General features: G+C 62.0%; 22 protein-coding genes. 16 read left to right on the top strand and 6 right to left on the bottom strand.

Translation table 11 applies throughout. The annotated features are described in order from the left end of the window. Window positions 1–100: 100 nt before the first annotated feature. The 3 genes from ydcS to OPU96_RS19250 form a co-directional block, all read right to left on the bottom strand. Entirely contained in the window at window positions 101–1,252 is a 1,152-nt protein-coding gene (gene ydcS, locus OPU96_RS19260; RefSeq protein ID WP_305392172.1) for a putative ABC transporter substrate-binding protein YdcS, read from the bottom strand. Between the two features lie 73 nt (window positions 1,253–1,325). Continuing rightward, on the bottom strand, window positions 1,326–2,783 hold the full coding sequence (locus tag OPU96_RS19255; protein ID WP_498559517.1) for a gamma-aminobutyraldehyde dehydrogenase: 1,458 nt from the start codon (window positions 2,781–2,783) through the stop codon (window positions 1,326–1,328). Window positions 2,784–2,915: 132 nt separating this feature from the next. Next, a complete protein-coding gene (locus tag OPU96_RS19250) occupies window positions 2,916–3,827 on the bottom strand; it encodes a LysR family transcriptional regulator (RefSeq protein ID WP_071488759.1) in 912 nt (303 codons plus the stop codon). Between the two features lie 167 nt (window positions 3,828–3,994). Between OPU96_RS19250 and OPU96_RS19245 the strand changes: the two genes are divergently transcribed. From OPU96_RS19245 to OPU96_RS19175, 15 genes are all read left to right on the top strand, one after another. Next, the gene (locus OPU96_RS19245) at window positions 3,995–4,702 is read left to right on the top strand and encodes a tellurite resistance TerB family protein (protein WP_226455901.1); all 708 of its coding nucleotides are present in this window, start codon (window positions 3,995–3,997) and stop codon (window positions 4,700–4,702) included. A 280-nt stretch (window positions 4,703–4,982) separates the two neighbouring features. Beyond that, entirely contained in the window at window positions 4,983–6,605 is a 1,623-nt protein-coding gene (locus OPU96_RS19240) for a methyl-accepting chemotaxis protein (RefSeq protein WP_226455900.1), read from the top strand. Beyond that, window positions 6,605–7,117 (top strand): chemotaxis protein CheW, encoded by a 513-nt coding sequence (locus OPU96_RS19235; protein WP_226455899.1) that lies wholly within the window; start codon window positions 6,605–6,607, stop codon window positions 7,115–7,117. Before OPU96_RS19240 ends, OPU96_RS19235 begins: the two co-directional genes overlap by 1 nt. Then, a complete protein-coding gene (locus tag OPU96_RS19230) occupies window positions 7,114–8,373 on the top strand; it encodes a CheR family methyltransferase (RefSeq protein WP_305392174.1) in 1,260 nt (419 codons plus the stop codon). The genes OPU96_RS19235 and OPU96_RS19230 overlap by 4 nt, the downstream gene beginning before the upstream one ends. Further along, on the top strand, window positions 8,370–9,071 hold the full coding sequence (locus tag OPU96_RS19225; protein WP_226455897.1) for a chemotaxis protein CheW: 702 nt from the start codon (window positions 8,370–8,372) through the stop codon (window positions 9,069–9,071). Before OPU96_RS19230 ends, OPU96_RS19225 begins: the two co-directional genes overlap by 4 nt. Continuing rightward, window positions 9,068–11,362 (top strand): hybrid sensor histidine kinase/response regulator, encoded by a 2,295-nt coding sequence (locus tag OPU96_RS19220; RefSeq protein ID WP_498559516.1) that lies wholly within the window; start codon window positions 9,068–9,070, stop codon window positions 11,360–11,362. The genes OPU96_RS19225 and OPU96_RS19220 overlap by 4 nt, the downstream gene beginning before the upstream one ends. Further along, window positions 11,359–12,369: a chemotaxis response regulator protein-glutamate methylesterase gene (locus OPU96_RS19215; RefSeq protein ID WP_226455895.1), complete on the top strand. Its 1,011-nt coding sequence runs from the start codon at window positions 11,359–11,361 to the stop codon at window positions 12,367–12,369. Before OPU96_RS19220 ends, OPU96_RS19215 begins: the two co-directional genes overlap by 4 nt. A gap of 51 nt (window positions 12,370–12,420) precedes the next feature. Continuing rightward, window positions 12,421–13,422: a diguanylate cyclase gene (locus OPU96_RS19210; protein WP_192297253.1), complete on the top strand. Its 1,002-nt coding sequence runs from the start codon at window positions 12,421–12,423 to the stop codon at window positions 13,420–13,422. A gap of 682 nt (window positions 13,423–14,104) precedes the next feature. Then, a protein-coding gene (prfB, locus tag OPU96_RS19205) for a peptide chain release factor 2 (protein ID WP_192297252.1) occupies window positions 14,105–15,200 on the top strand; the annotation gives its coding sequence in 2 pieces (ribosomal slippage) (window positions 14,105–14,176 and window positions 14,178–15,200; 1,095 coding nt in all). Window positions 15,201–15,309: 109 nt separating this feature from the next. Next, complete coding sequence (gene lysS / locus OPU96_RS19200) at window positions 15,310–16,812, top strand: lysine--tRNA ligase (RefSeq protein WP_192297251.1); 1,503 nt, start codon at window positions 15,310–15,312, stop codon at window positions 16,810–16,812. Window positions 16,813–16,919: 107 nt separating this feature from the next. Then, on the top strand, window positions 16,920–17,636 hold the full coding sequence (locus tag OPU96_RS19195) for a TetR/AcrR family transcriptional regulator (protein ID WP_192297250.1): 717 nt from the start codon (window positions 16,920–16,922) through the stop codon (window positions 17,634–17,636). Between the two features lie 59 nt (window positions 17,637–17,695). After that, window positions 17,696–18,973 carry a flavohemoglobin expression-modulating QEGLA motif protein gene (locus tag OPU96_RS19190; protein WP_192297249.1) on the top strand — a complete coding sequence of 426 codons (1,278 nt, stop codon included), beginning with the start codon at window positions 17,696–17,698 and terminating at the stop codon, window positions 18,971–18,973. A gap of 186 nt (window positions 18,974–19,159) precedes the next feature. Continuing rightward, window positions 19,160–20,065, top strand: a complete 906-nt coding sequence (locus tag OPU96_RS19185; RefSeq protein ID WP_226455894.1) for an alpha/beta hydrolase — start codon at window positions 19,160–19,162, stop codon at window positions 20,063–20,065. Then, window positions 20,062–20,388: a PA3694 family proteiin gene (locus OPU96_RS19180; RefSeq protein ID WP_104995690.1), complete on the top strand. Its 327-nt coding sequence runs from the start codon at window positions 20,062–20,064 to the stop codon at window positions 20,386–20,388. The genes OPU96_RS19185 and OPU96_RS19180 overlap by 4 nt, the downstream gene beginning before the upstream one ends. A gap of 120 nt (window positions 20,389–20,508) precedes the next feature. Continuing rightward, window positions 20,509–20,655, top strand: coding sequence for a hypothetical protein (locus OPU96_RS19175; protein ID WP_226455893.1), 147 nt, complete (start codon window positions 20,509–20,511; stop codon window positions 20,653–20,655). A 48-nt stretch (window positions 20,656–20,703) separates the two neighbouring features. Here the strand turns inward: OPU96_RS19175 and lptF are convergent, their stop codons facing one another. The 3 genes from lptF to OPU96_RS19160 form a co-directional block, all read right to left on the bottom strand. After that, complete coding sequence (gene lptF / locus OPU96_RS19170) at window positions 20,704–21,489, bottom strand: lipotoxin F family OmpA-related lipoprotein LptF (RefSeq protein WP_498559515.1); 786 nt, start codon at window positions 21,487–21,489, stop codon at window positions 20,704–20,706. 55 nt (window positions 21,490–21,544) lie between these two features. Next, on the bottom strand, window positions 21,545–21,970 hold the full coding sequence (locus OPU96_RS19165; protein ID WP_192299380.1) for a DUF4398 domain-containing protein: 426 nt from the start codon (window positions 21,968–21,970) through the stop codon (window positions 21,545–21,547). Window positions 21,971–22,240: 270 nt separating this feature from the next. Further along, window positions 22,241–22,585, bottom strand: coding sequence for a pilin assembly protein (locus tag OPU96_RS19160; protein WP_192299379.1), 345 nt, complete (start codon window positions 22,583–22,585; stop codon window positions 22,241–22,243). A 185-nt stretch (window positions 22,586–22,770) separates the two neighbouring features. On the opposite strand from OPU96_RS19160, the gene ppc reads away from it, so the two are divergent. Beyond that, entirely contained in the window at window positions 22,771–25,398 is a 2,628-nt protein-coding gene (ppc, locus tag OPU96_RS19155) for a phosphoenolpyruvate carboxylase (protein ID WP_192299378.1), read from the top strand. Window positions 25,399–25,440 lie beyond the last annotated feature (42 nt).

Below are 25,440 nucleotides of genomic sequence, written 5' to 3'. Positions count from 1 at the left end.
GTGGGTCAGTTATGGATGTGTTGGCTGACACACCGCATTCGCGAGCAAGCCCGCTCCCACACAAGCCCGCTCCACATGGGGCCTGTGTTATCTGGAGGGCTTAGCGGCCGCCCATGATCGCAATGTAGTCCTGGGTCCAGCGGCTATACGGCACGAACTTGCCGCCTTCAGCCTGCGGAGTTTTCCAGAAGGCGATCTTGTCGAACTGATCGAAGCCATTGGTCTTGCAGCCTTCGGCGCCGAGCAGTTCACTTTCCTTACACGCCGCAGGTACAGCCGGCAGCGAGCCGAACCAGGCCGCCACATCACCCTGCACCTTCGGTTGCAACGACCAATCCATCCACTTGTAGGCGCAGTTCGGGTGCTTGGCCTCGCTGTGCAACATGGTGGTGTCGGCCCAGCCGGTGGCGCCTTCCTTGGGGATGGTCGAGGCAATCGGCTGTTTCTCGTTTTGCAGGCCGTTGACCTGGTACGGCCAGGCGCTGGAGGCCACCACGCCTTCGTTCTTGAAGTCACTCATTTGCACGGTGGTGTCGTGCCAGTAGCGGTGGATCAACGGTTGCTGGGCGCGCAACAGGTCGAGCACGGCCTTGTACTGGGTTTCGGTCAGCTCGTAGGGGTTCTGGATGCCCAGTTCGGGCTTGGTCGACTTGAGGTACAGCGCCGCGTCGGCGATGTAGATCGGGCCGTCATAGGCCTGCACGCGCCCCTTGTTCGGCTTGCCGTCCGGCAGGTTCTGCGCGTCGAACAACACGTTCCAACTGGTGGGCGCGGTCTTGAATACGTTTGTGTTGTACATCAACACGTTCGGGCCCCACTGGTACGGGGTGCCAAAGGTTTGCTGGCCGACCACATACCACGGCGCATCCTTGAGGCGCGGGTCGATGTTCTTCCAATTGGGAATCAACGCGGTGTTGATCGGCTGAACGCGCTTGCCAACGATCAGACGCAGCGACGCATCGCCCGAGGCGGTGACCAGGTCGTAGCCGCCCTTGGCCATCAGGCTGACCATTTCGTCAGAAGTGGCAGCGGTTTTCACGTTGACCTTGCAGCCGGTTTCCTTCTCGAAGCCTGTGACCCAGTCGTAGGCCTTGTCGCTTTCGCCACGCTCGATATAGCCGGGCCAGGCGACTATATCCAGCTGGCCTTCACCAGCGCCTACGGCCTTGAGCGGTTCGGCGGCCTGCAGGCTGGCGCTGGCCAGCAGCGCGGTGGCCAGGGCACTGAGCAGTGCGGTCTTGTGCGCGGACATGGGGGTTCCCTCTTCTTTAATTATGGTCGGGGCAGTTTTTTGCAGCCGGTGACGCATGAGCTTAGTTGTTGTTTTAAAGATGCTGGCCGTGGCGCGCCATGATGTGGCGCACCACGCTGTAGTCCTGTAGCGAATCGCTGGACAGATCCTTGCCATACCCCGAACGCTTCAAGCCGCCGTGGGGCATTTCGCTGACCAGCATGAAATGGCTGTTGATCCAGGTGCAGCCGTATTGCAGGCGCGCCGCCACCTGCATGGCCTTGTCCAGGTTCTGGGTCCAGACCGAGGAGGCCAGGCCATATTCGGAGTCGTTGGCCCAGTCCACCGCTTGTTCCAGTTCTTCGAAGCGGGTCACGGTGACCACCGGGCCGAACACTTCACGCTGCACGATTTCATCGCTTTGTTTACAGCCGGCAAGCAAGGTCGGCTGGTAATAGAAACCCGCGCCGGAATGCACGGCGGCGCCGGTTACACGCTCGATGTGCGGTTGACCAAGGGCGCGCTCGACAAAACTGGCCACGCGATCGCGCTGGCGTGTGCTGATCAGCGGGCCGAGTTCGTTGTCGGCGTCGCGCTTGCCGGCGAAGCGCAGGCTGCTGACCGCGGCGCCCAGTTCGGCGACCAGTTTGTCGTGGATCCCGGCCTGGGCGTAGATGCGGCAGGCGGCGGTGCAGTCCTGGCCGGCGTTGTAGTAACCATAGGCGCGCACGCCCTCGACCACGGCTTGCAGGTCGGCGTCGTTGCATACGATCACCGGGGCCTTGCCGCCCAATTCCAGGTGCGTGCGTTTCAGGGTTTTTGACGCGGCTTGCAGGATTTTCTGCCCGGTGACGATGTCGCCGGTCAGCGAGACCATGCGGACTTTGGCGTGGCTGACCAAATGGCTGCCGACGCCTTCACCACCGCCACACACAATGTTGATCACCCCGCGTGGCAGCCATTGGCCGAGGGCTGGGGCCAGGGCCAGGATCGACAGCGGCGTGTGTTCCGACGGCTTGAACACCAGGGTATTGCCGGCGGCCAGGGCCGGGGCGATTTTCCACGCGGCCATCATCAGCGGGTAGTTCCACGGTGCAATCGACGCGACAACGCCGATCGGGTCGCGGCGCACCATGCTGGTGTAGCCCGGCAGGTACTCGCCGCTGAGCTGGCCGGTCTGGCAACGCACGGCACCGGCAAAGAAGCGGAACACGTCGACGGTGGCGCTCAAGTCATCCTGGCGCGCCAGGTGCAAGGGCTTGCCGCAGTTCAGGGATTCCAGGCGGGCCAGGTAGTCGGCTTGTTTCTCGATGGCATCGGCAATGCCGAGCAAAATGTTCGAACGTTGTTGCGGCGTGGTGCGCGACCAACCGGCAAAGGCGCGGTGGGCCGCGAGGATCGCGCTTTCGACCTGCTCGGTGCTGGCCTCGGCGATCTGGGTGAGCACTTCGCCGGTGGCCGGGTTGAGGATCGGTTCGACAAAGCCCTGGCCCTGGACCAGTTCGCCGTCGATCAGCAACGCAGTGAGCAGCGGGGTGGGCGCGCCGGACATTTTTCGCGATCTCTTTTCTTGTGTGGCCATGGGCGTTCTCTTACGAGGGCCTGACCTTTCTCTTATGGATGTACAGAGACTAGAGGTCAGGCACGAGGTCAACAAATACTAAATACTGAATGCAGCATTCGATTAAATAGATGGCTTGCGTGGGTGCGGCTGTTCGCGGGCGACCGTCAGGAACGGGTCCACCAGCGCCGGGCGTGCGGTGCCACGGCGCCAGGCCAGGCCCACATCGAGGGTCTGGCTGAGGTCGGCAATCGGCCGTGCTTCGATGATGTCGCCCTCCAGTGACCAGGGGCGGTAGGTCATGTCCGGCTGGATCGACACGCCCAGGCCCGCGGCCACCAGGCTGCGCACGGCCTCGGTGGAGGCCGTGCGCAGGGTTACCCGCGGCTGCAGGCCGGCGCTGGTCCACAGGCGCTGGGCGTTGTGGCCCATTTCGTCGACGTTCAGTTGGATCAGCGGTTCGCGCGCTACGTCGGCGAGGTTGATGCTGTCGTGTTCCAGCAGGGGGTGCTGCGCCGGCAGCCATAGGCGGTGCGGCGAGTGGGTCAGCACTTCGGTCTGCAGGGCGTGGCGGTCTTCGAGGTTGGAGAGGATCAGCACGCCCACGTCGATTTCACCGCTGACCAGCAAATGTTCGATATATGGGCGCTCGTCCTCCATCACGCGGATTTCCACGTTGGGGTAGGCACGCTGGAAACGTGTGAGCAGGTCCGCCAGGTAATAGCCGGCCACCAGGCTGGTCACGCCGATGATCAACTGCCCGGCCACCTGGTCGGTACTCTGTTGCAGGCTGCGCTTGGCGTTATCGACGGTTGCGAGGATCAGGTGGGCCTGGCGCAGGAATTGATGGCCCTGGTGAGTCAGGGTCATGCCCTTGGCGTGGCGATTGAACAGGTTGACGCCGATTTCCTGCTCCAGTTGCTGGATAGCGAGGGTCAGAGTCGATTGGGAAATAAACGCGGTCTGTGCGGCGGCCGAGATCGAGCCGGTCTCGGCCACGGCGATAAAGTGCCGGATTTGACGCAAGGTCATCATGCTGGAATTACCAGTGGGGTGTTTTTATAGATTTACCCGAGTGTATATCGGTTTTAGCGAAGGGTAGCCGCGTTACATCTGGAAGCACTCTAGATCGGGGGTTTTTGGCACTTAGTTTTACGCTGGTGGCCTATTGGTCCTACGAACCCAGTGTCTGGAGGCTACGAATGAATACCCGTGGATTGCTCGATCAACTGCTCAAGTCTGGCCAGGACATGCTGCAAAACAAGGCCGGTGGGCAGCGTAAATCAGACGAAAAGGGCGCATTGGGCGGCCTGCTCGGCGGCGCAGGTCTGGGCAGCCTGTTGGGCGGTGCGGGCGGCGGCGCCCTGGCGGCGGGCGCTATGGGCCTGTTGCTGGGCAATAAAAAGGCGCGCAAGTTCGGCGGCAAGGCCCTGACCTACGGCGGCCTGGCTGCATTGGGTGTGATTGCCTACAAAGCCTATGGCAACTGGCAGGCGCAACAGGCCAATGCGCCAAAGGGCGAGCCACAGACCGTCGACCGCCTGCCCCCGGCCCAGATCGAGCAGCACAGCCAGGCCATCCTCAAGGCACTGGTGGCGGCGGCCAAGGCCGATGGCCACGTCGATGAGCGCGAGCGCGCGCTGATCGAAGGCGAGTTCACCAAGCTGGACAACGACCGCGAGCTGCAGGGCTGGCTGCACGCCGAGCTCAACAAACCCCTGGACCCGGCCGACGTGGCCCGTGCCGCAGGCACCCCTGAAATGGCCGCCGAGATGTATATCGCCAGCGTGATGCTGGTGGACGAGGAAAACTTTATGGAAAAGGCCTATCTGGATGAATTGGCCCGTCAGCTCAAGCTAGAGCCCGGCTTGAAGGCCGAGCTGGAAAAACAGGTGCGCCTGAGCCAATAACTCCCTGCAAAACACCGATTAAACTGTGGGAGCGGGCTTGCTCGCGAATGCGCTGTTTCAGTCACTGAATGTGCTGACTGATCCACCGCCTTCGCGAGCAAGCCCGCTCCCACATTTTTTTCCGAGTCAGGCGTTGTTCCGAAGGAGGGCGGCTCCCGTCTCTATCGGTTACCCGGGTAGTTTTTGGATTATGTGAGCATTCCAGCAAAACCCGTTGATTAATGAGGGCTTCTGCTCAGCTATACTCCCCTCCATTTGAATGGCCCTTCGAGGAATTACTGTGAAGAACTGGACCCTGCGCCAACGGATCTTGGCAAGTTTTGCGGTCATTATCGCCATCATGCTGTTAATGGTTGTGGTCTCTTATTCACGGTTGCTCAAGATCGAAACCAGCGAAGTCGCGGTGCGTGACGACGCGGTGCCGGGGGTCTATCTCAGTTCGATGATCCGCAGCGCCTGGGTCGACAGTTACCTGCAAACCCTGGAATTGCTTGGCCTGCGCGCCGACAAGCAGCTGAGCGACGCCGACCGGGCCGAGTTCAAGTCCTATGAAGGGCGCGTCTTGCAGGAACTGCGCAATTACGAAAAAACCATCGCCACCACTGAAGATCGGGTCGAGTTCGACAGATTCGAAGCCCTGCACCAGGCCTATAACAAGAGCCTGGCCACAGTGCTCGACAGCCTGCAGCGCGGTGACCAGGTGGGCGCCCGCAAAGAGTTCGATGCCCAGCTCACGCCGACCTGGACCGCAGGCCGCATGAAGCTCAACGACATCATCACCCAAAACAAAGACGTCGCCGACCGTGCGACCAATGCCATCGATGACGCGGTATCGGCGGCGAAAATCAGCATGTTCCTGTCCCTCGTCGTGGCGATCCTGGCCGCCGGCCTGTGCGGTCTGTTGCTGATGCGCGCGATCATGGCGCCGATGCAGCGCATCGTCGAAATCCTCGGCACCATGCGCGACGGCGACCTGAGCAAGCGCCTGAACCTGGAGCGCAAGGACGAATTCAACGCCGTCGAAACCGGCTTCAACGACATGATGACCGAACTCACGGCCCTGGTTTCCCAGGCCCAACGCTCGTCGGTACAGGTCACGACCTCGGTCACCGAGATTGCCGCCACGTCCAAGCAGCAACAGGCCACCGCCACTGAAACCGCGGCGACCACCACCGAGATCGGCGCCACTTCCCGTGAGATCGCGGCCACTTCCAAGGACCTGGTCCGCACCATGACCGAAGTTTCCACCGCCGCCGACCAGGCTTCGGTGGCCGCCGGTTCCGGCCAGCAAGGCCTGGCGCGCATGGAAGAAACCATGCACTCGGTCATGGGCGCCGCCGATCTGGTCAACGCCAAGCTGGCGATCCTCAATGAGAAGGCCGGCAACATCAACCAAGTGGTGGTGACCATCGTCAAGGTCGCCGACCAGACCAACCTGCTGTCCCTCAACGCTGCCATCGAGGCCGAGAAGGCCGGTGAATACGGGCGCGGGTTTGCCGTGGTCGCCACCGAAGTGCGGCGCCTGGCCGACCAGACCGCCGTGGCCACCTACGACATCGAGCAGATGGTGCGCGAGATCCAGTCGGCGGTGTCCGCCGGGGTGATGGGCATGGACAAATTCTCCGAAGAAGTGCGTCGCGGCATGTTTGAAGTGCAGCAAGTCGGCGAGCAGCTGTCGCAGATCATCCACCAGGTACAGGCCTTGGCGCCGCGGGTGTTGATGGTCAACGAAGGCATGCAGGCCCAGGCCACCGGCGCCGAGCAGATCAACCACGCGCTGGTGCAGTTGGGAGATGCCAGCAGCCAGACCGTCGAGTCCCTGCGCCAGGCCAGCTTTGCCATTGATGAACTGAGCCAGGTTGCGGTGGGTCTGCGCAGCGGCGTGTCGCGTTTCAAAGTCTGATGAGCGACCTCGCGGCTAAACGCGGCGCCGTCCCGGCAGCGAAAAAGGCGTTGTTCCTGGTGTTCCACATCGGCAGCGAACGCTACGCCCTCAAGGCCACGGAAGTGGCCGAGGTGCTGCCGCGCCTGCCGCTCAAACCCATCGCCCATGCGCCGGCGTGGGTCGCCGGGATCTTTGCCCATCGTGGTGCGTTGGTGCCGGTGATCGACCTGAGTGCGTTGACCTTTGGCTGCGCGGCCCAGGCCCGTACCAGCACGCGGCTGGTGCTGGTCAATTACCAGCCCGTGCCCGAGGTTGCGCCGCGCTGGCTGGGGTTGATCCTGGAGCAAGCCACCGGCACCTTGCGCTGCGATCCCGCTGAGTTCCAGCCCTATGGCCTGGACAATCACCAGGCGCCGTACCTCGGGCCGGTGCGGGAAGATCCCCAGGGCCTGATGCAGTGGATTGGCGTCGACGACCTGCTGACCGACGACGTGCGCGCCTTGCTGTTTTCTGCCGAGTCGAGCCTATGAGCAGCGACCAAAGGGTGTTCAACTTCCTCAAGGAACGCATCGGCCTGGACGTCGCGTCCGTCGGCGAAGCGATCATCGAGCGTGCCGTGCGCCAACGCAGCCAGGCTGTGCAGGCGCAGACGGCGGATGATTACTGGCAGCACCTGCAATGCTCCCATGATGAGCAGCAGGCGCTGATCGAAGCGGTGATCGTCCCCGAAACCTGGTTTTTCCGTTACCCCGAATCCTTTGCCACCCTGGCCCGCCTGGCCAAGGCGCGCCTGGCCGAGATCAAGCAGATGCGCGCCTTGCGTATCCTCAGCCTGCCGTGTTCCACCGGCGAAGAACCCTATTCGATTGCCATGGCCTTGCTTGATGCCGGCCTTGCACCGCACCAGTTCAAGGTGCTCGGCCTGGACGTCAGCCCGCTGTCGGTGGAGCGCGCGCGACGCGGGGTGTATGGCAAGAATTCGTTTCGGGGTGCCGATATAGGCTTTCGTGACCGGCACTTCAACGAGTCCGCCGACGGCTTTCATATCCGCGAGCGCGTGCGTGAGCAGGTGCGCCTGCAAGTCGGCAACCTGCTCGACCCGACGCTGCTGGCGAATGAGGCGAGCTACGATTTTGTGTTCTGCCGCAACCTGCTGATCTACTTCGACCAGCCGACCCAGAAGCAAGTCTTCGATGTGCTCAAGGAGCTGACCCACGTCGACGGGGTGCTGTTCATCGGCCCCGCCGAAGGTAGCCTGCTGGGGCGTCACGGCATGAAGTCGATTGGTGTGCCGCAGTCCTTTGCGTTCAGCCGACATGCCGAACCGCTCAAGCCCGAACCGGTGTTCGCGCCGATTCCAGCGCCGCCACCGCTGCGCACGGCAGCTTCGCAGCCGGTCAAGCCGCGCCCGTTCAGCACGGTCAGTGCCCAGGTGGTGCCGATCAAGACGTCGCCGTCCGATGCGGGCGATTTGCTCAGCCAGATCGCCACCCTGGCCAACGAAGGCAAAAGCGCCGAGGCCCGCGCCGCGTGCGAGCGCTATTTGAGCAATCACCCGCCGGCCGCCCAGGTGTTCTACTGGCTGGGCCTGCTCAGCGATGTGGCCGGCAGTGCCCTGCAAGCCCAGGGGTTTTACCGCAAGGCCTTGTACCTGGAACCGCAGCACCCGCAGGCGCTGATGCACCTGGCCGCGTTGCTTGAGTCCCAGGGCGACAGTGCGGGGGCGCGCCGTTTGCAGGCGCGTGCCGCGCGTAGCGAGCGAGCTGAGAGTGAGTCCAAACGATGAGTAACACCGAAGCGCTCGATACCGCCGGCCTGGATCTGACCCTGGCCGACACCCAAGCCATCGACGATTGCTGGAACCGTATCGGTATCCATGGCGACAAATCCTGCCCGCTGCTGGTGGACCATATCCATTGCCGCAACTGCGCGGTGTATTCCGCGGCGGCCACGCGCTTGCTCGACCGTTACGCGTTGCAGCAGGACGACCATCGCCCACGGGCGGCCGTCGAAGTCGGCGAAGAGGTGGTCACCCGCTCGCTGCTGATGTTCCGCCTCGGCGAGGAATGGCTGGGCATCGCCACCCGCTGCCTGGTGGAAGTCGCCCCGTTGCAACCGATCCACTCCCTGCCGCACCAACGCTCGCGTGCGCTGCTCGGCGTGGCGAATGTGCGCGGTGCGCTGGTGGCGTGCTTGTCGCTGGTGGAACTGCTCGGCCTGGATGCCACCGGCAATGGCGCGAGCGGCGGGCGGATCATGCCGCGCATGTTGATCATCGCCGCGCAGGACGGCCCGGTGGTGGTGCCGGTGGATGAAGTCGACGGCATTCATGCCATCGATGAGCGCACTTTGAAGGCGGCGTCGGCCTCCGGCACCCAGGCCAGCGCGCGTTACACCCAGGGTGTGTTGCAGTGGAAAGGCCGTAGCCTGCGGTGGCTGGACGAGGCGCAATTGTTGTCTGCCGTGACCCGGAGCCTCACATGACCCCCGACCAGATGCGCGACGCGTCGCTGCTGGAACTGTTCAGCCTGGAAGCCGATGCCCAGACCCAGGTATTGAGCGCGGGCCTGCTGGCCCTGGAACGCAACCCGACCCAGGCCGACCAGCTCGAAGCCTGCATGCGCGCCGCCCATTCGCTCAAGGGCGCGGCGCGGATTGTCGGGGTGGACGCCGGGGTCAGCGTGTCCCACGTGATGGAAGACTGCCTGGTCAGCGCCCAGGAAAGCCGCCTGTACCTGCAACCCGAACACATCGACGCCTTGCTGCAAGGCACCGACCTGCTGATGCGCATCGCCACGCCGGGCAACACCGTGGGCCCGGCGGACGTTGAAGCGTATGTGACATTGATGGAGCGCTTGCTCGATCCGTCCCAGGCGCCCGTCAAGGCCTCGCCGCCGCCAGCACCGCCTGCGCCAGAGCCCTTGGCGGCTGCGGTTGTCGAAGAGCTGCCCGTTGAGCCCGAGCCCGAGCCCGCGCCGCCCATGAGCGCTGAGCTGCCGCGTCACAATCGACGCATGACCGAAGGTGGCGAGCGTGTATTGCGCGTGACCGCCGAACGCTTGAACAGCCTGCTCGACCTGTCGAGTAAGTCCCTGGTGGAAACCCAGCGGCTCAAGCCTTATCTGTCCAGCATGCAGCGCCTCAAGCGTATCCAAAGCCAGAGCGTGCGCGCCCTGGACACCCTGGATGGCCAGCTCAAGACCCTGGGCCTGAACCTCGAAGCCCAGGAAGCCCTGGCCGACACTCGCCGCCTGCTGAGCGAAGCCCAGGCCCTGCTGGCGGAAAAAACCGCCGAGCTGGATGAGTTCGGCTGGCAGGCCGGGCAGCGCGCCCAGGTGCTCTACGACACCGCACTGGCCTGTCGCATGCGCCCGTTTGCCGACGTGCTGGCGGGCCAGGTGCGTATGGTCCGCGACCTCGGCCGCAGCCTGGGCAAGCAAGTGCGCCTGGAGATCGAGGGTGAAAAGACCCAGGTCGACCGCGACGTACTGGAAAAGCTCGAAGCGCCGCTGACCCATTTATTGCGCAACGCCGTCGACCACGGTATCGAAATGCCCGAACAACGCCTGCTGGCGGGCAAGCCGGCGGAAGGCTTGATCCGCCTGCGCGCCTCGCACCAGGCCGGGTTGCTGGTGCTTGAACTGAGCGACGACGGCGCCGGTGTCGACCTGGAGCGCTTGCGCGGCACCATCGTCGATCGGCATTTGTCGCCGCTGGAAACCGCCCTGCGCCTGAGCGAAGAGGAATTGCTGACGTTCCTGTTCCTGCCGGGGTTCAGCCTGCGCGACAAGGTCACCGAAGTGTCCGGGCGTGGCGTCGGCCTCGATGCGGTGCAGCACATGGTGCGCCAACTGCGCGGTGCGGTTGAGCTGGAGCAAACGGCGGGGCAGGGCAGTCGTTTCCATCTTGAGGTACCGCTGACCCTGTCGGTGGTGCGCAGCCTGGTGGTGGAAGTCGGCGAGGAAGCCTATGCGTTCCCACTGGCGCATATCGAACGCATGTGCGACCTGGCGCCCGAGGACATCGTGCAACTGGAAGGCCGCCAGCACTTCTGGCACGAGGGCCGCCATGTCGGCCTGGTCGCCGCCAGCCAGCTGTTGCAGCGCCCTGCGGGGCAGAATCCGGCGGATACGTTGAAGGTCGTGGTGATCCGCGAGCGCGATGCGGTGTACGGGATTGCCGTGGAGCGCTTTATCGGCGAACGCACCCTGGTGGTGTTGCCGCTGGATGATCGCCTGGGCAAGGTCCAGGATATTTCCGCCGGCGCCTTGCTCGATGATGGCTCGGTGGTGCTGATCGTCGATGTCGAAGACATGCTGCGCTCGGTGGACAAGTTGCTCAATACCGGCCGCCTGGAGCGTATCGCCCGGCGCAGCCAGCAGGCCACCGAAGCGCCGCGCAAGCGTGTGCTGGTGGTGGACGACTCGCTCACCGTGCGTGAGCTGCAACGCAAATTGCTGTTGAACCGTGGGTATGAAGTCGCCGTGGCGGTGGATGGCATGGATGGTTGGAATGCCCTGCGTTCGGAAGAGTTCGACCTGTTGATCACTGATATTGATATGCCTCGCATGGACGGTATTGAATTGGTCACATTGTTGCGTCGTGATAGTCGCCTGCAATCGCTGCCGGTGATGGTGGTGTCGTACAAGGATCGCGAAGAAGACCGACGGCGTGGCCTCGATGCCGGCGCCGACTATTATTTGGCCAAGGCCAGTTTCCATGACGACGCCCTGCTCGACGCCGTAGTCGAGCTGATCGGAGGGGCGCGGGCATGAGGATTGGGATCGTCAATGACATGCCCCTGGCCGTGGAGGCCTTGCGCCGTGCCCTGAGTTTCGAGCCTGCGCATCAGGTGGTGTGGGTGGCCAGCAATGGCCTGGAAGCGGTGCAGCGCTGCGCTGAAGTAACCCCGGACCTGATCCTCATGGACCTGATCATGCCGGTGATGGACGGCGTGGAGGCGACGCGCCAGATCATGGCCGAGACCCCATGCGCCATCGTGATTGTCACCGTGGACCGCCAGGCCAACGTCAGCCGCGTGTTCGAAGCCATGGGCCATGGCGCCCTGGATGTGGTCGATACGCCGGCGCTCGGCGTGGGCAATCCCAAGGACGCGGCGGCGCCGTTGCTGCGCAAGATCCTCAATATCGGCTGGCTGATCGGCCAGCGCGGCAGCCGCGTGCGCGCCGAGACCACAGCCCCGCGCAGCCCCGGCAAACGCGAGAGCCTGGTGGCGATTGGTTCGTCAGCGGGTGGGCCGGCTGCCCTGGAAATCCTGCTCAAGGGCTTGCCCCGGGACTTTTCCGCGGCCATCGTACTAGTGCAGCATGTGGACCAGGTGTTCGCCGCCGGCATGGCCGAATGGTTGAGCAGCGCCTCGGGCCTGCCGGTGCGCCTGGCCCGCGAAGGCGAGCCGCCGCAAAGTGGCGTGGTGTTGCTGGCCGGCACCAACCACCATATCCGCCTGTTGAAAAACGGCACCCTGGCCTACACCGCCGAGCCGGTGAACGAGATTTACCGGCCGTCCATCGATGTGTTCTTCGAGAGCGTTGCCAGCCACTGGAACGGCGACGCGGTCGGTGTATTGCTGACCGGCATGGGCCGCGACGGTGCCCAGGGTCTCAAACTCATGCGTGAACAAGGATATTTGACCATCGCCCAGGATCAGCAGAGCTGTGCGGTGTATGGCATGCCCAAAGCGGCGGCGGCGATTGATGCTGCTGTTGAAATTCGCCCACTGGATAGAATTGCGCCCCGACTGCTGGAGGTCTTTGCAAAGTGAACATGACCTCTCGCGGTGCTGGCTTGCAGGCAGTAATTCAGGTGATTGCACATGAATGATTTACAGATCGACGACATCAAGACCGACGAAAACGCCGCCATGGTGTTGCTGGTCGACGACCAGGCCATGATCGGCGAAGCCGTACGGCGTGGGCTGGCCCACGAAGAAAACATCGACTTCCATTTTTGCGCCGACCCGCACCAGGCCATCGCCCAGGCGATCCGCATCAAGCCGACAGTGATCCTGCAAGACCTGGTCATGCCCGGTCTCGACGGGCTGACGTTGGTACGCGACTACCGCAACCATCCGGCCACGGCGAACATCCCGATCATCGTGCTTTCGACCAAGGAAGACCCGCTGATCAAGAGCGCGGCGTTCTCGGCCGGGGCCAACGACTATCTGGTCAAGTTGCCGGACAACATCGAGCTGGTGGCGCGTATTCGCTATCACTCGCGCTCCTACATGACCCTGCTGCAGCGTGATGCGGCGTATCGCGCACTGCGGGTCAGCCAGCAGCAGTTGCTCGACACCAACCTGGTGCTGCAACGGTTGATGAACTCCGATGGCCTCACCGGGCTGTCCAACCGTCGCCACTTCGACGAATACCTGGAGCTGGAATGGCGCCGCGCCATGCGTGACCAGACCCAGTTGTCGTTGCTGATGATCGATGTGGACTTCTTCAAGACCTATAACGACAGCTTTGGCCACGTCGAAGGCGACGAAGCCTTGCGCAAAGTCGCCGCGACCATCCGCGATGCCAGCAGTCGTCCTTCGGACCTGCCGGCGCGTTATGGCGGCGAAGAGTTCGCGCTGGTGCTGCCGAACACCTCGCCGGGTGGCGCACGCCTGGTGGCCGAGAAGCTGCGCATGGCGGTTGCGGCGCTGAAGATCCCGCACATTGCACCGACGGAAGGTGCGAGCCTGACCGTCAGTATTGGCCTGTCCACCGTTACGCCGCAGCAGGGCGGTGATTGCCGGCAGTTGATATTGGCGGCGGACAAGGGGTTGTATACGGCCAAGCATAATGGGCGCAATCAGGTGGGTATCGAGTAGGGCTGGGTTTCGCTGGGTTTTGCTGGGTACATATCCGTTTCTTCGGTAACGGCTGCTTATGGTTCCGCTCTTACAGCGGGTCACTTTTGGAGGGACCCAAAAGTAACCAAACGGCCAGCGTGTTTGACGGGGCGACCCAAGATCAAAAGCCAGAGCGCGGCGGCCTTGGAGCCGACCGGCATGGGCGGGTTGAACGGGGTCAAAACTGTGGGAGCGGGCTTGCTCGCGAATGCGATGGATCAGCCAATGAATGAGTTGACTGACACACCGCATTCGCGAGCAAGCCCGCTCCCACATTTGGATCTCCATGTATTCAGATGGAACTGTAGTTTGCTCTGGCTCTGGCTCTGGCTCTGGCTCTGGCTCTGGCTCTGGCTCTGGCTCTGGCTTTTGATCTTGATCTTAGGCGGCCCCCCAAACCCATGGCGGATTACGGGCACACCGAGCCTAGGCGAGGTGCCGAGTGTTGGGGCAAGAGCCTTTTGCTTACTTTTGGGCTCTTTCCAAAAGTGAGTCGCTGTAAGCGCGAAACCCTAAGTGGCCGTTACCGCAGCAACGGATATGCCCACCACCAATAAACCACCACCAACCCCGAGCCTTTTCGCCAAGCGGGCTGCCGCTGCCCCCCATTTCCCGTTATACTCGCCGGCTTTCAAAAGTTCGCCAACGAGTGCTGCCCGCCATGGAAATCAACCCGATCCTTAACACCATCAAGGACCTGTCCGAGCGCTCCGAAACTATTCGGGGGTATCTTTGACTACGATCAAAAGCATGAGCGCCTGACCGAAGTCAATCGTGAGCTTGAAGATCCTGCTGTCTGGAACAAACCTGAATACGCCCAGGAACTGGGCCGCGAGCGCGCTGCGCTGGCGCAGATCGTCGACACCCTCGACGAACTGAACACCGGTCTGGCCGATTGCCGTGACCTGCTGGACATGGCCGTCGAGGAAAACGACGAAGGCGCAGTGGGCGATGTCATCGCCGAGCTGGCCCGTCTCGAGGAAAACCTCGCCAAACTCGAATTCCGCCGCATGTTCAGCCATGAAATGGACCCCAACAACGCCTACCTGGACATCCAGGCCGGCTCCGGTGGTACCGAGGCCCAGGACTGGGCCAACATCCTGCTGCGCATGTACCTGCGCTGGGCCGACAAGCGCGGTTTCGACGCGACCATCATGGAACTGTCCGCCGGTGAAGTCGCCGGTATCAAGGGCGCGACCGTGCATATCAAGGGTGAATACGCCTTTGGTTGGTTGCGCACCGAGATCGGCGTGCACCGCCTGGTACGCAAGAGCCCGTTCGACTCCGGCAACCGTCGCCACACCTCGTTCTGCGCGGTGTTCGTCTCGCCAGAGATCGACGACAAGGTCGAAATTGAGATCAACCCGGCCGACCTGCGCATCGACACCTACCGTTCCTCCGGTGCCGGTGGCCAGCACGTAAACACCACCGACTCGGCCGTACGTATCACCCACGTACCGACCAACACCGTGGTCAGCTGCCAGAACGAACGTTCCCAGCACGCCAACAAAGACACCGCCATGAAAATGCTGCGGGCCAAGTTGTACGAGCAGGAAATGCAGAAGCGCAATGCCGCCTCGCAAGCGCTGGAAGACACCAAGTCGGACATCGGCTGGGGTCACCAGATCCGCTCCTATGTGCTTGATGCATCGCGGATCAAGGATTTGCGCACTAACATCGAACGCAGTGACTGCGACAAGGTGCTCGACGGCGACATCGACGAATACCTGGAAGCCAGCCTGAAATCAGGCCTGTAACACATGCAATGCGGGATTGCCTGACACCCCTCGATCCCTGTGGGAGCGGGCTTGCCCGCGATCCCCAGCCGCAGGCTGGGGCAACGAACCTGATGGAATATTTAAAGACATGAGCGACCAACAACTCGACCCGCAAGCCCTGCAACAGGAAGAAAACTCCCTGATCGCCCTGCGCAAGGAAAAGCTTGCTGCCGAGCGCGCCAAGGGCAATGCCTTCCCGAACGACTTCCGTCGCGAACACTACTGCGAAGAACTGCAGAAGAAATACGCGGACATGACCAAGGAAGAACTGGCAGAAGCTGCAATCCCGGTCAAGGTTGCCGGTCGCATCATGCTCAACCGTGGCTCGTTCATGGTGATCCAGGACATGACCGGTCGCATCCAGGTCTACGTCAACCGCAAGACCCTGTCGGAAGAAACCCTGGCAGCGGTGAAAACCTGGGACATGGGCGACATCATTGCCGCCGTCGGCACCCTGGCCCGCTCCGGCAAGGGCGACCTGTACGTCGAAATGACCGAAGTGCGCCTGCTGACCAAATCCCTGCGCCCGCTGCCGGACAAGCACCACGGCCTGACCGACACCGAGCAGCGCTACCGTCAGCGCTACGTTGACCTGATCGTCAACGAAGACGTGCGCCACACTTTCCGCGTACGTTCGCAAGTCATCGCGCACATCCGCAGCTTCCTGATGCAGCGTGACTTCCTCGAAGTTGAAACCCCGATGCTGCAAACCATCCCCGGTGGTGCCGCAGCCAAGCCGTTCGAGACGCACCACAACGCGCTGGACATGGAAATGTTCCTGCGTATCGCCCCCGAGCTGTACCTCAAGCGCCTGGTGGTTGGCGGGTTTGAAAAGGTGTTCGAGATCAACCGCAACTTCCGCAACGAAGGCGTTTCGACCCGTCACAACCCAGAATTCACCATGTTGGAGTTCTACCAGGCCTACGCCGACTACGAAGACAACATGGACCTGACCGAAGAGCTGTTCCGCGAGCTGGCACAGCTGGTCCTGGGCAGCACCGACGTGCCGTACGGCGACAAGGTGTTCCACTTCGGCGAGCCGTTCGTGCGTCTGTCGGTGTTCGATTCGATCCTCAAGTACAACCCTGAGTTGACCGCTGACGACCTGAACGACATCGACAAGGCCCGCGCCATCGCCAAGAAAGCCGGCGCCAAGGTGCTGGGCTTCGAAGGCCTGGGCAAACTGCAGGTGATGATTTTCGAAGAACTGGTGGAGCACAAGCTGGAACAGCCGCACTTCATTACCCAGTACCCGTTCGAAGTGTCGCCGCTGGCCCGTCGCAACGATGACAACCCGAACGTCACCGACCGTTTCGAACTGTTCATCGGTGGCCGCGAAATCGCCAACGCCTACTCCGAGTTGAACGACGCGGAAGACCAGGCCGAGCGTTTCATGGCCCAGGTGGCCGACAAGGACGCCGGTGACGACGAAGCCATGCACTACGACGCCGACTTCGTCCGCGCCCTGGAATACGGCATGCCGCCGACCGCAGGTGAAGGTATCGGTATCGACCGCCTGGTGATGCTGTTGACCAACTCACCGTCGATCCGTGATGTGATCTTGTTCCCGCACATGCGGCCACAAGCGTAAGCGTAGTGAAATCCGAAGCCGCCTTTTATAAGGCGGCTTTTTTATGCGGCGTATTTAAGCGTCAAGCAAACAGCGCCAGGTTTTGATCTATTCAAGGATGTGTTTGGGTGAACCGCGTAACCGCTCAAGAAAGCGCCGCCGGCATTGCTGCCGCTGTGGTGGAAAGCGTCCAGTATCAGGGCCGCAAGGCCAGCCGCCGGGGCAGTGAGCAGCGCCGGCAAGATATTCTCGATGCGGCCATGCGCATCGTCGTGCGTGATGGCGTTCGCGCCGTTCGCCATCGGGCAGTGGCGGCGGAGGCGGGGGTGCCATTGTCGGCCACCACCTATTACTTCAAGGACATCGATGATCTGCTCACCGATACCTTTGCTCAGTACGTCGAACGCAGCGCCGAGTTCATGGGCAAGCTGTGGGTGCGCAACGAGGGCCTGCTGCGGGAAATGGTCGCTTATGGCGATGGCAGCCCGCAGTCGCGTTCGCAGTTGGCCGACGACATTGCGCGGTTGACCGCCGATTACGTGATGCGTCAGCTGACCAACCGGCGCGAACACCTGATGGCCGAGCAGGCCTTTCGCCAGGAGGCTCTGTTGAACCCGCGCCTGGCCGAACTGGTGCGTTCCCACCAGCAGATCCTGTTGCAGGGCACCGAGCAGTTTTTCCGGGTACTGGGTTCGCGCGAGCCACAACAGGATGCCAAGGTGTTGACGGCTATAATCGGTCGGATGGAGTATCAGGGCCTGCTGGGCAGCCCCGAACCGCTGACCGCTGAGGAGATGCTTGAGATCCTCAAGCGCTACATGCATTTGGTGTTGGCTTCGGTCTGACGTAGGCTGCTGACACGCGGGGCCGCGCGGGCACATAACGTTTAAAGAGGAAGCATCAGGTGGACGATTACCAGCAGACGATACGCACCTTGTCTGATCGCATTGTGCTGGCACAAACACCGATTCGCGTCCTCGACGCTGTGAAGTGGGACGACAACATTCGCCAGGGATTCCTCAAGGCCAAGGGCAAGGAAATGCCTGCCGTGAGCCGCGACTATTACCAGAACCGACCGCTGTCGTTCGACTCCAGTGCGGTCAAGCTGGAATTCCAGAACATTGAGCGCGACATCACCCGTCGCCTCGGCCAGTTCAGCCCGGTGGGGCAGATCATGCGCCGCATGTGCAAGGAATACCGCATGGTGGTGCGCATGCTCGAAGCGCGTGGCACCGAGGATTTCGGCCTGATTTCCCAGGAGCTCTACGGCGCCGCTTCCGATGCCTTCCACGCCGGCGACCCGACCCTGGCTGACCTGGGCCTGATGCTTTCCGACTACCTGAACAATATCGACGGCCGTGGCGACTTGAAGGATGAGGCCAAGACCCTCACCGCCAAGGACGCCGTGGCCCTGCTGCAAACCCGTCTGAACAAGGTGTTTGGCGAGGCCGAAGAAACCATCCGCGTGTTCGAGTCCGACGGCATCGTCGCCGATGCCGCCGCCGGCGCCGACTACATCAAGATCCGCGCCGACGCGATGTTCAACGACCGCGACGTGCGTGCCCTGGAGGTGCATGAAGGCCTGGTGCACGTGGGCACCACCCTCAACGGCCAGAACCAGCCGATCTGCACCTTCCTGTCCAAGGGCCCGCCGTCCTCCACCGTGACCCAGGAAGGCCTGGCGATCCTGATGGAGATCATCACCTTTGCCTCCTACCCAAGCCGCCTGCGCAAACTGACCAACCGCACCCGCGCCATCCACATGGTGGAGGAGGGCGCCGACTTCTTGCAGGTATTCGAGTTCTTCCGTGAGCAGGGCTTTGAAATGGCCGAAAGCTACGGCAACGCCAGTCGCGTCTTCCGTGGCTCGGTGCCGACGGGGCTGCCGTTTACCAAGGATTTGTCCTACCTCAAGGGCTTTATCATGGTCTACAACTATATCCAGCTGGCCGTGCGTAAAGGCAAGCTGGAGCAAGTGCCGCTGTTGTTCTGCGGCAAGACCACCCTGGAAGACATGCGCACCTTGCGCCAACTGGTGGATGAAGGCCTGGTGGTACCGCCAAAGTACCTGCCGGAGCAGTTCCGCGACATGAACGCGCTGGCGGCGTGGATGTGCTTCTCCAACTTCCTCAATCACTTGAGCCTGGATCGGATCGAGGCGGATTACTCCAACATCCTCTGACCAAACCGGATCTCAATGTGGTAGAGAGCTTGTGTGGGAGCGGGCTTGCTCGCGAAGGCGGTGTTTCAGATACACATGAGTTGGCTGACACTCCGTCTTCGCGAGCAAGCCCGCTCCCACAGAACCCCGCTCCCACTGTTGAATCACTGTGAGTCTGAAAATCGAATAATAGCGAGGCTTCAACGGATGAGAATCCTCGGCATTCTGTGCCTGCTACTGACCTTGAACGGTTGCAGCTCCCTGCTGTTCTACCCCGAGCCCGGCCTGCCGTTCACCCCGGAAAAAGCCCACCTGGCCTACCGTGACGTGACCCTCACCACCGCCGATGGGGTGAAACTCCACGCCTGGTGGCTGCCGGCCAAGCCTGGTGTGGCGCTCAAGGGCACCGTACTGCACCTGCACGGCAACGGCGGCAACCTGGCCTGGCACCTCGGTGGCAGTTGGTGGTTGCCGGAACAGGGCTACCAGGTGCTGCTCCTGGACTATCGCGGTTATGGCCTGTCCGAAGGCAAACCATCACTGCCGGCGGTCTACCAGGACCTCGACGCGGCGTTCAGCTGGATTGACACCGCCGCCGAAACCCAGCACCAACCGTTGATCGTCCTCGGCCAAAGTCTCGGCGGTGCGCTGGCGGTGCATTACCTGGCGGGCCATCCGGAGCGTCAGGCGCAGCTCAAGGCGCTGGTGCTGGACGGAGTGCCCGCCAGTTATCGTGATGTAGGACAATTCGCGCTGAGCACCTCCTGGTTAACATGGCCGTTGCAAGTGCCCTTGTCCTGGCTGGTGCCGGACCGCGACAGCGCCATCCATGACATGCCCAGGCTGACCGGCGTGCCGAAGCTGCTGTTCCACAGCCTGGACGACCCGATCGTGCCCCTGGCCAATGGCATCCGCCTGTATCAGGCGGCGCCGCCACCGAGAGTGCTGCAGTTGACCCGTGGCGGTCATGTGCAGACTTTTGCCGACAAGACCTGGCAGACCGTGATGCTGCGTTATCTGGATGACCCGCAGCACTTCAACGGCCTACGCCGCCTGGGCGAAATTCCGAACTATCCGATTCCCAAAGTTGATTCATCAGAGAGCCCGCAATGAGCGAAGAACGCAACATGATCCCCCTGATCCTCACCGGCATCGGCACTATTATCGGCACCGTTGGCTGCCTGTGGTTCTATGGCTACCTGCACTTCGCCAAGCCCGAAGATGCGTTGCTGCTCAGCGACTTCACCATGCTCAAGACCGTGCCCGGCGAGGATTACAAGATTTCCCTGACACCGGCCGCGCAAGTGGCGCAGTGCGTCGATGGCGTGCTGGTGATGTTTGATACCGAACAGAAAGGCTTGAGCGGTGTGCTGGTGAACAACAAGAAGCAAGCCGTGCGTTGCCTGGGTCAGGAAACCCCGCAATTGCAGCAATAGGCCGTACACGGAAATATCTGGAACCGTATTGTGTAAGAAGCCACAGAAGGCGAGGACACTTACACAGGGCGGGGTAAGAATGTGGCGATAGTCATTGGTGCAATACGCAACATGCTGGACATGGCCAGATGTCAAGCGGCGCTGGAGCGGCGCGACGCGCAGGAACAGAAGATCGAGACCTTGCTGGCCAAGCTCTCGGACAATTCATACGACACTCAAAGCGTGAAGCTGCGAGATGAGAATACCGGCCAGCAGATCAAGTTCTGATACTCAAAAAAAACCCACCGTGAGGTGGGTTTTTCTATCCAGCTTCAATCAATTGGCGACGGAAGACCGTGGCTTGACCGGCTGGTTGTCGTTGGAAATAGTCACTTCAACACGGCGGTTCATGGCACGGCCCGACGCGCTGCCGTTGTCGGCTACCGGGTATTCCTTGCCGTAACCCTGGGTCACGATGCGCGAAATATCCACGCCTTGCTGTGCCAGTGCGCGCTGTACCGAAGCCGCACGGCGCTCGGACAGGCTCTGGTTGTACGAATCGGACCCGGTGCTATCGGTATAGCCTTCGACGATCACTTTACGGTCCGGGTTGTCGCGCAGGAACTGCGCCAGCTTGGTGATGTTGACCAGGCCGCTGGATTTGAGGTCGGACTTGTTGGTGGCGAACAGCACGTCACCAAAGGTCACCAGCGTACCGCGCTCGGTCTGCTTGGCGTTCAGGCTGTCTTGCAGTTGCTTGATCTGCGCGTCGCGGGCCTCAAGCAGGGCGCGGGCACGTTCGTCGCCGGCGTTTTTCAGCTTGGCTTCGGACTCGCGCAACACGATGGTGTCTTTGGCCACTTCAACACGCTGGTTGGTCAGGTAGGCCAGTTGGTCGACTTTCTTCTGGTCTTCCTTATCACGGTAGGCTTTGTCAGCCTTGTCCAGCCATTCGCTGGCGTCCTTGGTTTCCAGTGCCGCCAGCTTGGTGGCTTGCGGGTTGGTTTGCAGGGCCGAGAAGTTGGTCCGTGCGTTTTCCAGGTTCGCGTTCGGCGGGGTGGAGCAGGCCGCCAGGGCAACGCTCATCGCCAGCAGGGCAGGGATCATCAATTGTTTACGCATAGTCGTGTCGTCCTTTCAATTCGATATCGGGTGCAGTGCAATCGGGGGCGGCGGCTTATTGCTGTTTGATCACAGCCGGGCGCATGCCTTCCTGACGCAGCTCCTGAACAGCTTTCTGGGAATCCTTCACAGCCTGTTCAGCCTTGGCCGCCTGGGATTTGCGCTCAGCCACGCGAGCGTCCCATTCAGCTTGTTCGGCCAGGCGACGGGCCTCTTCGTAGTTCTTGTCGTGCATGGCGATTTCGGCTTGCTTGAGCTTGTCCTGGGCCGACTTCATTTCCACGGCCGCATATTCGGTGCCGCCAGCGCTGACTGCGCTGTTCACCGCAGACTGGGTCACCGCGTATTGCTCGGTTGGCGGGTTGCCGGCGCAGCCCGCCAGGACGAAGCTGGTGCCGATTGCCAGCGCGGCCAATTTGAGCCCGCGCAGGTGGTTAAACGAGGATTTGGCAGTGCTGGTCTTCATCGTCTTCAACTCCATTGGATAACTCCTGAAAAACTTAAAATCCATCTTGTAAGGTCGATTGCGGGCCCGGCGGATAAGGCACATGACGCCTGTTGAAACGACCGTTCCAAATGATGGCTTACTGGGTGTGACCGAAGGCTTTTTTGAATAGTTCAGAGAAGATGGCGATTTGCCTAAAAAAATATCTGACTGATCGGTCAGCACAAAAAATTGGAACTTCTGCGTTGCGCAGTGGTACGCCGGGCCTGTTCAAGGCCCGGAATACAAGGGGTTTGAAGGGATGTATCAGTGTGTCGGTTCGTCGGCGGCGGCCGACAAGTCATGCAGATAGCGTCGCGACAAGGTCAGGAAACGCGGGGTGGGGCCGACATCTTCATACAGCGGGTCGCCCTCTTCATCGGTGGCAATCACCTGCTGGCCCTTGATGTAGGGGAAGCTGGCTTCCAGCTCTTCCAGGGCGGCGCCGATCAACTCGGCGAGCAGTTCTTCAGGCTGGCGCTTGGGGTACATCTCGGCGATGGCCGCCAGCCGGGCAGCGGCTTCCAGATCCAAGTGGACGGCGTACGCGTTCTTGGTCAAGCGACCCTTGGCGTTCTCTTCCCAATGCTGGGCCAATTCTCGAATTTTCATGGCAACCTCAATAAAGCCCGGGATGGCGGGCGGTGATGAGTGACCAGTCGCCCGTGTGGGTAAACACAGGCGCCTTAGTCTTCAGACTAGCTGCATCGCGCAAGGTTTAAAGTCTTGTCATAAATGAATGCTGGCGGCACTCTGCAAGACCTGCGCGTCCCGGATTTCTGGCTGGAGATTGGCTGATGAGTGATATCGATGCACGCTTGCGTGAGGATGTTCACCTGCTGGGTGAACTGTTGGGCAACACCATTCGAGAGCAGTACGGCGATGCTTTTCTCGACAAGATCGAGCAGATCCGCAAAGGCGCCAAGGCCGATCGACGTGGCGCTGGCGATGAGTTGAGCAGCAGCCTCAACCAGTTGCAGGAAGACGAACTGTTGCCGGTGGCCCGTGCCTTCAACCAGTTCCTCAACCTCGCCAACATCGCCGAGCAATACCAACTGATTCACCGGCGCGATGAGTCGCAGCCGGCGCCGTTCGAATCCCGCGTGTTGCCTGAACTGCTTGCGCGCCTGCAAAGCGAAGGCCACAGCAATGAATCCCTGGCCCGCCAACTGGCGCGGTTGGAGATCGAGTTGGTCCTCACCGCCCACCCCACCGAAGTGGCGCGCCGCACCCTGATCCAGAAATACGATGCGATTGCCGCGCAACTGGCGCTGCAGGATCACCGTGATCTCACCACCGCCGAGCGCACGCAGATCCGCGAGCGCCTGCAACGGTTGATCGCCGAGGCCTGGCACACCGAAGAGATCCGCCGTGTTCGGCCAACCCCGGTCGACGAAGCCAAATGGGGCTTTGCGGTGATCGAGCATTCGCTGTGGCACGCCATCCCCAATTACTTGCGCAAGGCCGACCAGGCCCTGCACGCCGCCACTGGCCTGCGTTTGCCGCTGGAAGCTGCGCCAATCCGCTTTGCTTCGTGGATGGGCGGCGACCGGGACGGCAATCCTAACGTCACCGCGCCGGTGACCCGCGAAGTGTTGCTGCTGGCACGCTGGATGGCGGCGGATTTGTACTTGCGCGATATCGACCATCTGGCCTCGGAGCTGTCGATGCAACAAGCCAGCCCGGCGTTGCAGGCCAAGGTGGGTGACAGTGTCGAGCCCTATCGTGCGCTGCTTAAACAACTGCGCGAACGTCTGCGCGCGACCCGGCAATGGGCCCACGCATCATTGACCGCCGCCGCCCCGGCCCCCGTGGAGGTTCTGCAATACAACCGCGACCTGCTCGATCCGCTGGAACTGTGCTATCAGTCGCTGCACGAATGCGGCATGGGCGTGATCGCCGATGGGCCGCTGCTCGATTGCCTGCGCCGTGCGGTGACCTTCGGTTTGTTCCTGGTGCGTCTGGATGTGCGCCAGGATTCCAGTCGGCATTCGTCAGCCATGACCGAAATCACCGACTACCTTGGCTTGGGCCGCTATGAAGAATGGGATGAAGACGCGCGCATCAGCTTCCTGAGCAAGGAACTGAGCAACCGTCGGCCACTGTTGCCGGGCTATTTCAAGCCATCGGCGGACACCGCTGAGGTCTTGAATACCTGTAAGGAAATTGCCGCCGCGCCTGCTGCTTCGTTGGGTTCGTATGTCATCTCCATGGCCGGAGCTGCGTCGGACGTGCTCGCCGTGCAACTGTTGCTCAAAGAATCGGGCGTGCAGCGGCCGATGCGTGTGGTGCCACTGTTCGAAACCCTGGCTGACCTGGACAACGCCGGCCCGGTGATCGAGCGGCTGTTGCTGCTGCCCGGCTATCGCGCGCGGTTGCAAGGCCCGCAGGAAGTGATGATCGGCTACTCGGACTCGGCCAAGGATGCCGGCACCACCGCCGCCGCCTGGGCGCAGTACCGTGCCCAGGAACGCCTGGTCGACATCTGCCGCGAGCAGCAGGTGGAATTGCTGTTGTTCCACGGTCGCGGTGGCACGGTTGGACGGGGTGGTGGCCCGGCGCATGCGGCGATCCTGTCGCAGCCGCCGGGGTCGGTGGCGGGGCGCTTCCGTACTACCGAGCAAGGCGAGATGATCCGCTTCAAGTTCGGCCTGCCAGACATCGCCGAGCAAAACCTCAACCTCTACCTCGCCGCCGTGTTGGAAGCCACGCTGTTGCCGCCACCACCGCCGGAACCGGCGTGGCGCCATTTGATGGACGAATTGGCGGCAGACGGTGTCAGCGCATACCGCGCCGTGGTGCGGGAAAATCCGCAATTCGTCGAGTACTTCCGCCAGTCCACCCCGGAGCAGGAGTTGGGGCGTTTGCCCTTGGGCAGCCGTCCGGCCAAGCGCCGGGCGGGCGGTATCGAAAGCCTGCGCGCGATTCCGTGGATCTTCGGCTGGACCCAGACCCGCCTGATGCTGCCGGCCTGGCTTGGCTGGGAAGCGGCGCTGAGCAAGGCGCTGGAGCGCGGTGAGGGCGAGCTGCTGGGGCAGATGCGTGAGCAGTGGCCATTCTTCCGCACCCGCATCGATATGCTGGAAATGGTGCTGGCCAAGGCCGATGCCGACATTGCGCGACTGTACGATGAGCGTCTGGTGCAGCCTGACCTGCTGCCATTGGGGGCGCACTTACGCGACCTATTGTCGCAGGCATGCAGTGTGGTGCTTGGCCTGACTGGCCAGTCGCAACTGCTGGCCCATAGCCCGGACACCCTGGAGTTCATCCGTCTGCGCAACACCTACCTCGACCCCCTGCACCTGTTGCAGGCCGAGTTGCTGGCGCGCTCGCGTCAACAAGAGGCGGCGCAGGACAGCCCTCTGGAACAGGCGCTGCTGGTGTCCGTGGCCGGTATTGCCGCCGGTTTGCGCAACACCGGCTGAGGTTTTCCAAGCGTTCTCAACGGCTTGCAGATAAACCACGAC

It is taken from the genome of Pseudomonas sp. RP-B7 (assembly GCF_059803535.1).
This window is presented reverse-complemented; position numbering and strand designations above follow the sequence as displayed.